The organism is Coleofasciculus sp. (assembly GCF_046539235.1).
Classification (GTDB): domain Bacteria; phylum Cyanobacteriota; class Cyanobacteriia; order Cyanobacteriales; family Coleofasciculaceae; genus Coleofasciculus.
The window spans coordinates 1-13,313 of sequence record NZ_JBKHHI010000165.1 but is presented as its reverse complement, the minus strand read 5'-3'; the positions used below and the strand labels follow the sequence as shown (position 1 = coordinate 13,313).

Sequence of the window (13,313 nt, the reverse complement as noted above, 5' to 3'; positions counted from 1 at the left end):
GGAACTCGCTTTCGCGAGAAGCAAGCTACGTCATTCGTCATTCGTCATTCGTCATACTCGCTTCGCGAGAAGCAAGCTACGTCATTCGTCATTTGTAAGGGTTTGAGGCTTGTTAACATAACTTCATAAGGTTGAGTTTATTTCCACCAACCTACTTAGGGGCAATTCATGAATTGCCCTCATTAGTCCAGCAACCACAGTTAGTCATAAAAATAAGTCAGAATTGCGACAGCTTTCCCTGCTAGTGCGATCGCAGTTGTTGCTCGGTTAACAATGTATTAACCCAAACCCGATCATCTGCCAACAATGGCGGTACGGGTTCTTGAGTATAATCGATTGCCAAATCATAACTTGCCTGGTCGTACACATTACTCAACAATACCTGTAAATCGACTAAAGGTTCCTGATCTTCAGACTTCAATGGTAAGGGAAATGAAGGAATCCTATCGGGTAAATTAAAGGCATACAAATCAGCTTGAGGGCGACAGTCCCCTCGACTGATTAAGATTCGATAATGAGTTTGACCATTGCTGTGATAAACTAGCATAGGTTGTCCCTTCCGCAGTAAATCAATTTCCACTAAATGAGTTGAACTGCCGAAGATTTTATTTCGTTTAGTTTCGTATTTATCGCGTCCTTCTCCCGAACGTTTATTAATCGGAGAGAGTATCTCAATGACGGTGACAACTTCACCCGTGGCGACTTCTCGGACTTCTAAATAACCTTGCTTAATTGTTTCCGGTAAAGGAACTTGTACCCTCTGAGGTTGAGTTGGAGATGGGGCGACAGCAACATTACTCATCGGCTGTTTCGTTGTCGCCTGTGAACGTTTGACCGTTAAATCAGGAATACCAATCAGTAGGGATTGTTCGCCAATGGTTTCATACAGACGCACCTCAACCGCTGCTCTGTATTTTGGGCGCAGTTGAGGAGAAAGTGACCTAGCTAATTCAACAATTAGCCAGTGATGGACTCCGGGCCAGATTTCAGGATGTTCTAGGTAAGGGTTCATCCCCGGAAAAGGGTTTGGCATAAAAGTCCCTCCTCAGCATTCGATTCTCATTCCTTAAATTTTATCGTCGTTTTACGGTGGCGATGGGAATTGGCGGCATCAGACAGATTAATTAAATCCGTCTTCGCTTAATACGGATGAGTTTGCAACCAAGTGGTAATTTGAACAGGTAGAGATATCTGAGTCATTAGGTATCCCTCCCCAGAAAAAGGATAGTGTGTATTAGGCATTAGGACGATTGTTCAAACGGAGACTGATTACCAAGCGTCCATCAGGCACAGGAAAACGAAACAAGGTCTATGGCATATTTAATCCCTATGATTATGAACAAAAAAATTCTGTGATAACAAGCCAGAGATTGAATCTATCAAGATAGAGGGAAGTCCCCCCCTATACCTGATAAAGTGTCAGTTAGAAAGTCTATAACCATTGAAATAACTGAATCACAAGAAACTGACAGTTTAACTGAGAGCAAAATTAATACTTCACTGACAAATTCAAACGAACAAAAAAAGGTAAATCCTTCAATCTCTTGTAAACAGGAGGTTTCGGTAGAACTGACAGGTGCAAATAATCAGGGGGGTGTCTACGTTGAGGAGAATGAAACCCAGGCGGATAACTCACAACTGGTACAAGAGGAAATCACCAGCGGGGCAGAATTGGCACAGTCAGATGATGAAGATCAAAAGGATATGGGGGAAATTGGTAAAACTTACTTGGTCTGTCAAGAAACAGGTTGGGTGAAAGCTGTATTAATTGATGCTCCCAATCCGCCTTTATCGACGGGCTGGCTGTTTATGCGTGATGATACCGGGGTACAATTCCCAGTTTTCGAGCGCGATAGTTTTAAGGAGGTTGACAGCGATTGAATCGACTAATCGACACCACTCGCCAAATCGCTGAAACCCTACACCGAACCACAGTCATTACAATTCATTCAATTAACAACTGACTGCCGATCGCTTTTTAAAAACTCAGTTTTTAAAAAGTAACAAGCAATAAGCATGGCAAAATCTGTTAACCTGATCTGAAAAAAATGAGTTGGCACAACACAGATTAAATTTACATATTGACAAAGTAGACCAAATGTTATAGGATTGCTCAGAATATAGCAATCCTATTTAAGTTGTAGCAATTTTCAAAGCTTAAACCATTACTATGCCTGTGTTTCAAGCTATTCACTTGTTGCATCCTATTTAGGGCTGCTATAGTGGTATCTCAAGAAAATTCAACTCAGCACTTGATAATATTATTCTTATGAAACTCATTAGTGCAACAGATAAAATAACCTGTAACTTTAGACCAAAATTACAGAGATTTGGGCTGGCTTTAAGCGCAACCATGTTTGTGGGGATCGGCTTGCTTTTTACGTCTATTCCTGCACTTTCAGCAACTTTAACAGGTGTATATAGGTTTGACTTTATCCATGATGATAATGTTGAAAATGTTAGGGTTAATTTCAATTTGAACTTTAATGATGAAGGCTTATTTTTACTGGAAGGATCAACTATTATGATTGAAGAAGGAACGCAGCGAAATGTAATAAATGCAGTGCTTGATGAAAACGGTAATCTACAAAGTTTATCAACCGATTTTGATAATATAAACTTCAGGACTGGAGAGGTTATTAGAACATCTAATGGTGTAACAAGGGTAGTCGGTCGAGGTGCTACGATAGTCCCTGAGCCTTTAACCATCCTCGGTTCAGCAACAGCACTAGGTTTTGGAGCCTTACTCAAGCGAGAGTCTTCTAAAAAGAAGAAAAGCTAATGAAGTAGGACTGACAAAAAATAAAACAAGTAAACTGCTATCAGCGCTTTACTCTCTCAAAAATCCCGAAAAATGACATTGTACAACTTACTCTGATCAGTCACAGGTTCTTTAAGGATAGTAATCATGAACAAGGATTTTCAATGTTTTTCATTAGCTTCGGTTTGTATAGTCCTGAGTATGGGGGTAATAAAATCTCAACCAGCGAAAGCTGCTTTATTAACTCAACCTGAGAGAAGTGCTTTGGCACAAATTAATACAAATATATTTACAAAGACTATTTTATTTACTAAGTTTGGTAATGACTTGAATAGCACAATTAATTTTGAGGGTTCATTTAACTCTGACGGATTTAATTCGACAGGGAGTGGTAGCTATCTCGGTAAGGATGTATCTTTTGAATCTTCAGGCATCTTCACATCTACTGACACTATAGAAGGTCAATTATCAGGTATACGCTTAGATAATGATACGATGTTTCAGCTCGGGTTTTCATATGGATGGGGTGATGCTGGCAGTGGACAATGGTCTTTTAATGGTTCAGTGACAGATGACTTTGGAACGGATGATTATTCTGGAAGTATAGGCTTTGACTACGATTCTGATGGTAACTTTGACGTGTCTGGAATGTTTGATTATGATGGTGATGATACAAATTTAGGCGTTGATATATACTATGATTTTGCTGAGGGAACTTGGGAGGCGGAAGGTGAGGCTAGCACAGATATAGATGATGTTAGAATTACTGTAGAAGGAAATGTAGACTCTAACGGAGGTAGCATTTCAGGTAGTATAAAAGAAATTCCTGAACCCCTTACTATCCTTGGTTCAGCAACAGCACTAGGTTTTGGAGTCTTACTCAAGCGAGAGTCTTCTAAAAAGAAGAAAAGCTAATGACTACCTAGAATGAAGTCTGACTGACAAAAAATTAAAGAAGTAAATTGTTGATGGCAGTTTACTTTAGAAAAATCCCGAAAATTGAAACAGTAAAATCAACCCCCAGACCATCGACAATCTGGGGGATTTAGTATATTGAAAAATGTGATCGCTTTTTAAAAGCAGGCACAGTATTGGTCTAACTCACACCAGCACAATTGTTGTCACAGTGACATAAGAACTGATTATCGAGGATTCCGGCGATCGCGGGAAATATGCCCAAGCAAAACTTATAAATCTAAATAATCCCAAAGCGATAAACCAGGGGACGCGGTTTCCTGGTATGAAGCGGGTCTGAAAAGGCTGAAAGTATTGTTAAGCCGTTGTTTTATAGGTTAAGATTAGCTGTCACCGGGGAATATTACTGCAAAGCGATAATCGGTGAAAACCCCGAACGCGATCGCGAATTAATCACTGAATTGTTTTTCAGTAAAACACCCAACTGGCAAGGATTACAATAGCGCCAATTCCTTAAACTATCGCTTGTAAGTTATCAGCTATCAGGATAACGCTTTCCCTGGAAGACAAAGCTGTCCCTGAAATTAAAATTGTGGCGATAAAGCTCCTAAAAAGTTGCACGTTCGTTGACATGAATGCCCTCACTGTGGGTGCAGTCTAGGTTGGTGTAGGAGATGTCACTCAACTTAAAATTCGGCACTCAAGGGTGTGCGGGGGAAGGGAATCACATCTCGTATATTTCCCATCCCCGTCATAAACTGTACCAATCGCTCAAATCCTAAACCAAACCCCGCATGGGCAACAGTACCATAGCGCCGTAAGTCTAGATACCACCACAAATCCTCTGGATTCATCCCCTGATTCTGGATGCGCTGCTGGAGAACATCGAGGCGTTCCTCCCGTTGGGAACCGCCGATAATTTCCCCAATCTTGGGTGCTAGCACATCCATGGCGGCGACGGTTTTGCCGTCCTCGTTCAAACGCATATAGAATGCCTTGATCCCTACAGGGTAGTCGCTGACTATAACGGGTTTCTGAAATAATTCCTCTGCCAAATAGCGCTCGTGTTCCGACTGTAAATCTGTCCCCCACTCAACCGGATACTCAAATTTACGGTCAGCTTTTTCTAATTGCGCGATCGCATCAGTATAGGTAATCCGCTCAAACTGATTGTTGATAATATTTTCCGCCGTTGCCAGAACGCTATTATCTATCCGCTTATTGAAAAATTCCATGTCTTCGGGACAGTTCTCTAGTACCGAGGAGAATACATACTTGAGAAACTCTTCCGCCAAGTCCATATCGCCCTGTAAATCACAGAACGCCATTTCCGGTTCCACCATCCAAAACTCGGCTAAATGGCGGGAGGTATTAGAATTTTCCGCCCGGAATGTCGGACCAAAGGTATACACATTCCCAAATGTCATCGCCATCACCTCGGCTTGCAGTTGCCCACTCACCGTCAGGTAGGCTTGGCGTCCAAAGAAGTCTTGGCTAAAATCGACCAATTGGTCTTCGGTTTTGGGAATCTCGTTGAGGTTGAGATTGGTGACGGTAAACAGTTCTCCCGCCCCTTCACAATCGCTAGCGGTGATAATCGGGCTGTGAATCCACAAAAACCCCCGTTCCTGAAAGAATTGGTGGATAGCACTAGCACAGGCGTTACGCACCCGTAACACAGCACCGATCGTATTGGTGCGCGATCGCAGATGCCCAATGGTTCGCAAAAATTCAAAGGAATGGCGTTTTTTCTGTAGCGGATAAGTGGCGGGATCGGCTTCCCCATACACCTGCACCGAATTTGCCCTCAATTCAATTCGTTGTCCTTTTCCCGGAGACGGCACCAATACGCCAGCAACTTCTACAGACGCCCCAGTGTTGACCTGTTGGAGAATCGTTTGATAATCGGGTACGTCGGGATTGAGGATGACTTGCAAATTTGCCAAGCAGGAGCCATCATTCACCTCCATAAAGGCAAACTCTTTAAGTTCTCGTTTCGTGCGTACCCAGCCCTGGATGGTCACAGTTTCATCCGGCTGACCCGTGCGTAAAAGTTGTGCGATCGGTTTCTTTTGCATAGTTTTGACAGTTTATCAGAATCAGTCCAACCAAGCTTGCCCATACCTGAACGATTCATTCAGCTTTTTTTAGCCTCAGTTGAATAGGAATTAAGATGAATGGCACTGACTTAAGCTGGGTCTGTACTAGGCACGAAGCGTGACAGAAGCGCTTAAGCGCTTACTACAAACTCTAAAGTCAGTGTTATTCAAATTCAAGTTGGGGATCAATGCAAAACAATATAGGATCAATTATTTTTCCAAATGAATGGGGGATTGGTCATGAGCCGGCGATCAATATCTCCACTGCCTTGCTGTGGATCAATCCTTCAGGCTCGGCGACGAGAAATCCGGGTAGAAACAGGATGGGCAGATTGGGCGGTTCGTTAACTATTGTGAAGGGTTTTGTCGCCAATTGGCAAGGAGAAGAGGGTGAGGCGAGGACATTGAGTGGAGGGCGACCCGATACCATTGAGCTGACTGGGGTTGTTAATTGATGCAGGCGGGTCGCCCCTACAGGTTGTTAATTGATGTCAGTGGATCGCCCCGACAAGGTTGGGGGAGGTGCTTAACCGGCACAAGATTTGAGCAACCAGCCGATCGCAATCCCCAGTCCCCCGAAGCGAACGGCTTGCCAAAAGGGTTCTTTAAAGGAACTCCAGGAAAAAAGTTGACTCTCTAGATTGAGTTCAATGGTGTCAAGCTGCTCTTTAATTTGCCGGAGTTCAGCTTTCAAAGCGGGTTGATTACGGATTTGACGTGGCGATTGTCTAATTTGCTCGCGACGGTGCTGAAGCTGGGCTTGTCGCTGCTGATCCCGTTGGACTTGTGCATAGCGCTCTTTGAGAGCTTCCAGCGATCGCTCGACCTCAGATAACGCTTGCTCAAATTCGTCAGCATCTAGATTTTGCTGATTGGGATCAGAATCAGCACTCATAAGGGAACAGGTAACAGTCGATGGGCGAAAAAAGAGATACAATCGAACACGAAACCCCAGGGGATTCAGCCGTGGGATTAGCTTAACAAATTTATATCTAGACCGATGCAATTGACAAAAACCGATAGTCTCAAAGAAGCCAGTACCCTGGAACTTGCCCAAGCCTTGGCAGAACGCTTAGCAATTACGCCCCAAGATTGGCATCGATTAAAGTCGAATCGCCCAGCTAGAGCCAAGGAACAAGCAGCGGCGGCTTTAGTCTTTTTGCTCAAAGAACAGCCAGAGGAAGCTTTAGCTCGGTTACGTCAGGCGTCAGGATGGCTGGATCACTCGATCTCAGCCCCCCCTTGCCCAACCCATGGAAAAACCCATGGAAATCGCGATCGCTAGGGAATCAAGGGTAACCTTGATCGACTCTTCATGTGTTTACACACTCGCAGTTCAGTCCCTTGGGGATTCCAGTGAACTTGATCGAAAATTTGGTAGAGGAGGCATAACCCTCTACCATTTTCTGATTCATCATGGGGCAAACCGTCGTCCGAATTGCCTTGACGACAAGGCGGAGAAAAGCCAGGACCTTGATCTGAGATTATCCACCAATATTCGTCATTGATGACACAAAAGTGAACCATTACGGTCTTACTCGGGTCTAAATTATTGCCGTGCTTTGCCGCATTGACCAATGCCTCTTGGAGTCCAAGTCGGATCTCTGGTCGCCACTTGCGCGGAATTTGTTCGACAAGTAGGTCGAGAATTGGGCATAGGTAAAGGGTAGAAGCAAAGCTAATTGTTCCCCAGTTGCGTTCAACTGGGCGCAAAGATGATACAGCAATCACTTAAAAAACCCCTAACTTTTCGTTGGTGGACTGGATGCATGACACGGGCTATTGCCGTGTTTTTTGATCTCATTTTTCTCAAACCAGACTTTCCACAATCAGGTATGAGTTATAATAAAGGTTTGTCCAGATTTTGTATACTAGCACCCTAATCTTTAGAATGCGCTGATCGAATTTTGTAGAATCCTCATGCTCAATCTTGAGTTTCTCTGAACATCAGCAGCTTGGTGAGCTTCTTATGGTTGTGGTGAATACTTTCAACTACTGCCCATTGATTGGTAGATTGTGGTATGATAAGTCAAATTTGCCTCTAAGGGGTAGTTTTTCTCTCTCATTAGTTAGAGAATGGAATTTATTTACTATTGTATCGAAACTCTCCTTTAAACACCAGAGCTTTGTCTTAAATGAGGGTAAATTGGGGATTCGTCATTCGTTAGGGAACAGGGAACAGGCAACAGGTAACAGGCAACAGGCAACAGGCAACAGGCAACAGGCAACAGGCAACAGGTAACAGGTAAGGTAGAATTTTGAGTTAACTTCCCCATCTTCCCCTGCTCCCCCTGCTCCTGATAACTGCTCACTGATAACTGATATAGCAATAGACACATCGATTAGGACGTTCGGCACCATTGTAGAGACGTTGCATGCAACGTCTCTACATAAATGATGTGTCCTAACAGCCATGGCGGTTGCTATAACTCCCTCATCCCTCCTGTTTTTCCAAGAAAGCCGCGCACTCAACATGGGGTGTTTGGCTAAAGAAGTCTGCTGGTTGAACATGGGTTAATTGGTAGCCGCCCAGATGACAGAGGCGTTTAAGATCCCGTGCTAGGGTGGCTGGCTTGCAGCTAATGTAGACAAGGCGTTGAGGCATAACTGACAGCAGGGTTTCCATCACTTGGGGGTTGCAACCCTGGCGTGGTGGATCAAGTAATACGATATCTGGCGTGATCCCCAGTTGCGGCAGCACGGTTTCCACTGTTCCTGTCTCAAAGGTGACATTGGTAATCCCATTAATCTGGGCATTGATTTGGGCTTGCTCCACGGCTGTCCCTTGCACTTCGATCCCCAATGCCTGATCGACCTGTTTGGCTAAGGGTAGGGTAAATGTACCAATGCCACAATAGGCATCGACGAGATATTCTGTTCCTTGGAGTGCCAGCTTTTGCCGAATGACATTGAACAAGGCTTCTGCGGCTTCGGTGTTGATTTGGAAAAAGGTATCAGGTCTTAATTGAAACTCTAAATCCGCGAATATCTCCCGCAGATACGATTGCCCTCGAACACAATGGGTTTGATCACCGAAAATGACATTGGTACGGTGGGGATTCACATTCACGCAAACACCCACCAGGTTAGGATAGCGATCAAGCCAGGTTTGGGCTTGGGTGTCCAGATTGGTTAAATTGGCATCAGTTGTGACTAAGGTTAAAAGCATTTCCCCAGTTCGGCGTCCAATCCGCAGTGACAGGTGACGCAACCGCCCTTGATGACGCCGTTCGTTGTAGATTGACCAACCTTGTTGCTGAATATCCTGCTTTATTTGGGCTAACAGGGGATTTAAGCGATTATCTTGAACCGGGCATTGATTCAGGTTAATTAGCTGATGCGTCCCTTTCTGGTAATACCCAGCTTGAACTTGACCCGAAGACGATCGCTGCATCGGATAGGTGGCTTTGTTCCGGTAAGCTAGGGGAGAGTCAGCGCTTAAAATCGGGGCGATTTCGATGGAATTGAAGCCGCCGATACGAGTTAAGGCTTGCTCTATCAGATTTTCTTTGACTGCTCGCTGATACTGGGGATCAACATGCTGCCACTGACAACCGCCACATTTATCTGCCACGATGCAGTGGGGGCGAATGCGATGGGGAGAGGGTTCGAGAAGTTGATCCAGTTTCGCGATCGCGTAATTGGGTTTGACGCGCACCAGCCTGACTCGGACATGATCCCCAGTCACTGTATTGGGGACAAAAACGACGCGATTCCCCAACCGTCCGACACCATCACCACGATCATTTAGGTCTGCGATTGTTAGTTCCACCAGTTGACCTTGTTGCCACTGATCAGGGGAAACGGGGGGACGAGGGGGCGAGGAGACAGAGTGATCCATAAAAGTAAAATGTAGATGTGTGAATAGTGACTAAAGGGATTGCCAGATTGTTACAAAGAGCCGTATAAGGGATGGCTAAGAGGGGCGGGTTTTATTGCTCAGTTATCGGCTCTTAAGCCAGGGCGGGTTTTGTTGCTCAGTTATTGGTCTTAATTAGCATTAGTCCCTAAACCCGCCCCTACACTTGACTTTTTACTTCTTGCGACCGCTAACTCTGGTTACTGCACCTGTGCACCTGTGTACCCCTGAACCTGTGCGCCGCGTCTCAACCGAAAACTTTTCGCTCAACTGACTTTATTTGTTGTAGCTTGAGTCGCTAAACTACAAATGTTATCTAAGTTAACCCAATAAGATGAGCGTAGTTAGCCAAGTTATCCTCAAAGCCGACGACGAGCTGCGGTATCCCAGCTCCGGTGAACTGATGGGTATTAAAGCCTTTTTGCAGACGGGTGAGCAACGGATGCGTATCGCTTCCACCCTAGCAGAAAATGAAAAGAAGATTGTCCAGGAAGCCAGTAAGCAGCTATGGCAAAAGCGTCCTGACTTTATCTCACCAGGAGGCAATGCTTATGGGGAACGCCAGCGATCGCTATGCCTACGGGACTATGGCTGGTATTTGCGATTGATTACCTATGGTGTTCTGGCTGGAGGCAAGGAACCGATTGAAAAAATTGGTTTGATTGGGGTCAAGGAGATGTATAACTCTCTTGGTGTCCCCGTCGCCGGAATGGTTGAATCGATTCGTTGCCTCAAAAATGCTTCCTTGGAGTTGCTGAGTCAGGAAGATGCCATGGAAGCGGCTCCCTACTTTGATTACATCATTCAATCGATGTCCTGACTCGATACAACATTACTTGGTCATCAGGTCACCTTTGGATTGGTGATTCGGGATTCGGGATGGGGAAGCATTTTGCTCATAAGTATAGATTCCCAATTTTCCCAATCACCGCCTCATCTCACCAATCATCAATGATTTATTGACAAATCCTTGATGATCAAGTATAAAAAACCGACAGTCTCTATGGGGAGAACCTGTCGGCTATTTGTGTGTTCCCTATTGATGACTCGGCTAGAGTTCAGTCATTAGCTAGTATGCAAAATTAACCCGCCTGAGGATTGCGATCTCGATCAGCGATTGGTTGTGAACTTGATCGTAGCCAATTGTCCTGTTTGCTTGTGAGGCGAGATGTATTACACCAACCGAGGCTCTAGGCTATGTTGTTTGTCAAAAAACTGCCTTGGACTTCCTTATCGATCTTGTTCGCCACCCATTGCGTCTTTGGCTGGTTGATCGCGGCTTCTGAGTTAATCGCAGATGCGGATAGACCTTGGGTGTTGTGGCTGATGGGGGCAATATATATCCTATTTATTGATTTAGCCCTAACTGCCCCACTGACGCTGATTCAGAGCGTTTACAGCGGTTGGCTGAAGTCAGATACTCGCGCTTTTATTTCCGTGATTGTGGGCGCTTTTTTGGCGGTGTTGATTCTCTCCTGGATACATGTTTTTGTCCGGATTCTGGTGCTGCTATCAGCCGGGGCGTTAGTGCGGTTAGATTTGCAAGTTGCCAAGTTTGGCGAATGGCAAGCCTTTAGTGTGTTGGTCGTCTTTTCCCTGGTGGGTTATGGGTTAGGCATAATCGCACAACAGATCGTCAGCAGTTTTTTTTAATCGCTTTGTGGGAGTTGAATTTTCACAGCACCTTCTGGGGTGGTGACGACTTTACCGCCGAGTGCTTCAATCTGATTAATGGCACGTTGACGAGTGCGATCGTCCATGGCGTTTTGTAGCACCATTGACCAAGCACTGACTTGGGCTGATTTGCTTGAGGGATTGCGGGCAAGAAACTGAGAGGTTTGGCGGGAAATTGAGGCAATATACTGACTTTCTTCATCTTCATAAGTGCTTGCCCATTCTGCGGCTTTCTCAAAGGATTGGCGGGCGGCTTGGGCGTCACCGAGGAATAACAGTTCGTCAATTGCCTTATAGCGCCAGATGTAATAGGATTTGGGGGGGACTTGGGGAGAAAGTTGCCGGAGTCCTTCTTCCATCAGTTCTACTGCCCGATCTGGCATGGCAGCATAGAGGGACGTGCTACCTGAAAGGAAAAAGTAGGCGTCTAAGAAACGGGGGTCACGGGCTAGAATCACTTCAAAATATTCTGGGCTAAGTTCATAACCAGTGACATCACGAGCTTCATCATCACCAAAGTATTGCAGGAAATTGAGAAAAACCCAATCGGCTACTAGGTTATCAAATCCGAATGTTGGTACTTTCTGGAGGAGATTTAGGCGTACCGTTTCGGCTTCGATTTGGCGTTGCAGTTCTAGGGGAGACGGAGTTTTGCCTTTGCCTTGGAGTTGATTGAGTTGGGGAATTTGCAACCCCCCCACGGCGACGATACAGAGGAGGGCAATTAGGGAAGGAATGAGAGATTGGCGTAGGGGTTGAGGAGATTGGGTCAGCATTTTTTGTCAATATCCATTCAATTAGGTTGGGTCGCCCTCTACTCAATAAACCATAGTAATATTGTTGTCTGCAACTTCAGGATAAAATCAATGTGCCGCTAGGGTTGGTGTTTAAAGAAATGGGACAAGAATTACCCACGACTTATTTGTCTGATCCGCCGCAGATTTTTAGGCAGTTAAAACTGGCTCATTTTTTCTTTAACTGGATTGCTAAAAAAGCTGATCAAGTTGATGCCAAGTATCCTAACTTTGAGAACCGTCCCCTCCCGTCTAAACATTGACAGAAGAACGTCGAACGTTAGCTCAGGACACGATAGTATCGTGTCCCTACTGAATCAATTACCCCTAATCTGCGGTAGGGGCACGGCAATGCCCTACCCTATTATAGAGCTTGCTGCATTAATCTGAAAGCTATATAGCAATCCTATTTAGGTTGTGGCAATTTTCAAAAATGAAACCCTTGCTATACCTGGGTTTCGAGCATTTCGCTTGTTGCATCTTATTTAGGATTGCTATATTATACAATGCTTTGCTGAATCTAATTCATCAAATAAGTTAGATCAGGACACGATAGTATCGTGTCCCTACCGAATTAATCACCCCTAAGCTGCGGTAGGGAAGAATGGGTAGTTAACCGAGATTTGGTATAACAAGTTGTCAATATACTCAGAGGTTAACCTATGGTTTATACTTCATCTCAACTCCTAAGTTTTGAGGAATTTATCGCCCACTATAGCAACAATCCTCGCTATGAATTGGCAGATGGAGAATTAATTGACATGGAACCCACTGGACCTCATGAAACAGTCGCGGGAAAATTAGCCAGTAAACTGAGTATTGAGTTAGAACGACAAGGACATCCCTGGTTTATTCCGCGCACCTGTATTGTTAGACCTTTTACAGAGGCAGCTACAGCGCGTCGTCCTGATGTCGTGGTTTTAGATGAGACAGCATTAGTGAATGAGCCGTTATGGGAGCGAGAACCTGTGATTACGTTGGGAACTTCGATTAAGTTGATTGTTGAGGTGGTCAGTACAAATTGGGAGACAGATTATGCTCGTAAAGTGGAAGAATATGCTTTGTTGGGTATTCCAGAATATTGGATTGTTGATTATCGAGGCTTAGGCGGCGTTGCTTTCATTGGTAGACCTAAGCAGCCAACTATTACAGTTTGTCAGTTAGTCGGTGAAGACTATGTTCAACAGCAATATCGACTGGGAGAGACAATT

General features: G+C 44.8%; 15 protein-coding genes. 9 read left to right on the top strand and 6 right to left on the bottom strand.

Features of this window, described 5'->3' with window-relative positions; all coding sequences use genetic code 11:
• Positions 1–241: 241 nt before the first annotated feature.
• Positions 242–1,033: a DUF4058 family protein gene (locus ACLFWI_RS15840; RefSeq protein WP_446413718.1), complete on the bottom strand. Its 792-nt coding sequence runs from the start codon at positions 1,031–1,033 to the stop codon at positions 242–244.
• A 383-nt stretch (positions 1,034–1,416) separates the two neighbouring features.
• Between ACLFWI_RS15840 and ACLFWI_RS15835 the strand changes: the two genes are divergently transcribed.
• From ACLFWI_RS15835 to ACLFWI_RS15825, 3 genes are all read left to right on the top strand, one after another.
• Positions 1,417–1,881 carry a hypothetical protein gene (locus ACLFWI_RS15835; RefSeq protein ID WP_446413717.1) on the top strand — a complete coding sequence of 155 codons (465 nt, stop codon included), beginning with the start codon at positions 1,417–1,419 and terminating at the stop codon, positions 1,879–1,881.
• Between the two features lie 388 nt (positions 1,882–2,269).
• Positions 2,270–2,782: a PEP-CTERM sorting domain-containing protein gene (locus tag ACLFWI_RS15830; protein ID WP_446413716.1), complete on the top strand. Its 513-nt coding sequence runs from the start codon at positions 2,270–2,272 to the stop codon at positions 2,780–2,782.
• A 126-nt stretch (positions 2,783–2,908) separates the two neighbouring features.
• Complete coding sequence (locus tag ACLFWI_RS15825; protein ID WP_446413715.1) at positions 2,909–3,676, top strand: PEP-CTERM sorting domain-containing protein; 768 nt, start codon at positions 2,909–2,911, stop codon at positions 3,674–3,676.
• Between the two features lie 686 nt (positions 3,677–4,362).
• On the opposite strand, the gene asnS is transcribed toward ACLFWI_RS15825, so the two are convergent.
• The gene (asnS, locus tag ACLFWI_RS15820; protein ID WP_446409295.1) at positions 4,363–5,754 is read right to left on the bottom strand and encodes an asparagine--tRNA ligase; all 1,392 of its coding nucleotides are present in this window, start codon (positions 5,752–5,754) and stop codon (positions 4,363–4,365) included.
• Between the two features lie 209 nt (positions 5,755–5,963).
• On the opposite strand from asnS, the gene ACLFWI_RS15815 reads away from it, so the two are divergent.
• Positions 5,964–6,230, top strand: coding sequence for a hypothetical protein (locus ACLFWI_RS15815; protein WP_446409294.1), 267 nt, complete (start codon positions 5,964–5,966; stop codon positions 6,228–6,230).
• A gap of 71 nt (positions 6,231–6,301) precedes the next feature.
• On the opposite strand, the gene ACLFWI_RS15810 is transcribed toward ACLFWI_RS15815, so the two are convergent.
• Positions 6,302–6,670 carry a DUF2203 domain-containing protein gene (locus ACLFWI_RS15810; RefSeq protein WP_446409293.1) on the bottom strand — a complete coding sequence of 123 codons (369 nt, stop codon included), beginning with the start codon at positions 6,668–6,670 and terminating at the stop codon, positions 6,302–6,304.
• Positions 6,671–6,775: 105 nt separating this feature from the next.
• Here ACLFWI_RS15810 and ACLFWI_RS15805 point away from each other — a divergent pair, with 105 nt between their 5' ends.
• The gene (locus tag ACLFWI_RS15805) at positions 6,776–7,060 is read left to right on the top strand and encodes a DUF6439 family protein (RefSeq protein WP_446413714.1); all 285 of its coding nucleotides are present in this window, start codon (positions 6,776–6,778) and stop codon (positions 7,058–7,060) included.
• On the opposite strand, the gene ACLFWI_RS15800 is transcribed toward ACLFWI_RS15805, so the two are convergent.
• Positions 7,057–7,503, bottom strand: a complete 447-nt coding sequence (locus ACLFWI_RS15800) for an ATP-binding protein (RefSeq protein WP_157453202.1) — start codon at positions 7,501–7,503, stop codon at positions 7,057–7,059. The genes ACLFWI_RS15805 and ACLFWI_RS15800 overlap by 4 nt on opposite strands.
• 706 nt (positions 7,504–8,209) lie before the next feature.
• The gene (rlmD, locus tag ACLFWI_RS15795) at positions 8,210–9,616 is read right to left on the bottom strand and encodes a 23S rRNA (uracil(1939)-C(5))-methyltransferase RlmD (protein WP_446413713.1); all 1,407 of its coding nucleotides are present in this window, start codon (positions 9,614–9,616) and stop codon (positions 8,210–8,212) included.
• Between the two features lie 352 nt (positions 9,617–9,968).
• Here rlmD and ACLFWI_RS15790 point away from each other — a divergent pair, with 352 nt between their 5' ends.
• The gene (locus ACLFWI_RS15790) at positions 9,969–10,454 is read left to right on the top strand and encodes an allophycocyanin (RefSeq protein WP_446334032.1); all 486 of its coding nucleotides are present in this window, start codon (positions 9,969–9,971) and stop codon (positions 10,452–10,454) included.
• A 377-nt stretch (positions 10,455–10,831) separates the two neighbouring features.
• On the top strand, positions 10,832–11,287 hold the full coding sequence (locus ACLFWI_RS15785) for a hypothetical protein (RefSeq protein WP_446409290.1): 456 nt from the start codon (positions 10,832–10,834) through the stop codon (positions 11,285–11,287).
• On the opposite strand, the gene ACLFWI_RS15780 is transcribed toward ACLFWI_RS15785, so the two are convergent.
• Positions 11,284–12,084, bottom strand: a complete 801-nt coding sequence (locus tag ACLFWI_RS15780; RefSeq protein WP_446409289.1) for a hypothetical protein — start codon at positions 12,082–12,084, stop codon at positions 11,284–11,286. The genes ACLFWI_RS15785 and ACLFWI_RS15780 overlap by 4 nt on opposite strands.
• 92 nt (positions 12,085–12,176) lie before the next feature.
• Here ACLFWI_RS15780 and ACLFWI_RS15775 point away from each other — a divergent pair, with 92 nt between their 5' ends.
• A complete protein-coding gene (locus ACLFWI_RS15775; protein WP_446413712.1) occupies positions 12,177–12,365 on the top strand; it encodes a hypothetical protein in 189 nt (62 codons plus the stop codon).
• A 399-nt stretch (positions 12,366–12,764) separates the two neighbouring features.
• The coding region (locus ACLFWI_RS15770; RefSeq protein ID WP_446413711.1) for a Uma2 family endonuclease at positions 12,765–13,313 on the top strand (549 nt) is incomplete at its 3' end.

Excerpts from the sequence above, each read along its gene's own strand:
- ACLFWI_RS15790 (WP_446334032.1), top strand. The coding sequence starts at position 9,969 with ATGAGCGTAGTTAGCCAAGTTATCCTCAAAGCCGACGACGAGCTGCGG.
- ACLFWI_RS15785 (WP_446409290.1), top strand. The coding sequence starts at position 10,832 with ATGTTGTTTGTCAAAAAACTGCCTTGGACTTCCTTATCGATCTTGTTC.
- ACLFWI_RS15780 (WP_446409289.1), bottom strand. The coding sequence starts at position 12,084 with ATGCTGACCCAATCTCCTCAACCCCTACGCCAATCTCTCATTCCTTCC.
- ACLFWI_RS15840 (WP_446413718.1), bottom strand. The coding sequence starts at position 1,033 with ATGCCAAACCCTTTTCCGGGGATGAACCCTTACCTAGAACATCCTGAA.
- ACLFWI_RS15825 (WP_446413715.1), top strand. The coding sequence starts at position 2,909 with ATGAACAAGGATTTTCAATGTTTTTCATTAGCTTCGGTTTGTATAGTC.
- ACLFWI_RS15830 (WP_446413716.1), top strand. The coding sequence starts at position 2,270 with ATGAAACTCATTAGTGCAACAGATAAAATAACCTGTAACTTTAGACCA.
- asnS (WP_446409295.1), bottom strand. The coding sequence starts at position 5,754 with ATGCAAAAGAAACCGATCGCACAACTTTTACGCACGGGTCAGCCGGAT.
- rlmD (WP_446413713.1), bottom strand. The coding sequence starts at position 9,616 with ATGGATCACTCTGTCTCCTCGCCCCCTCGTCCCCCCGTTTCCCCTGAT.
- ACLFWI_RS15805 (WP_446413714.1), top strand. The coding sequence starts at position 6,776 with ATGCAATTGACAAAAACCGATAGTCTCAAAGAAGCCAGTACCCTGGAA.
- ACLFWI_RS15810 (WP_446409293.1), bottom strand. The coding sequence starts at position 6,670 with ATGAGTGCTGATTCTGATCCCAATCAGCAAAATCTAGATGCTGACGAA.
- ACLFWI_RS15815 (WP_446409294.1), top strand. The coding sequence starts at position 5,964 with ATGCAAAACAATATAGGATCAATTATTTTTCCAAATGAATGGGGGATT.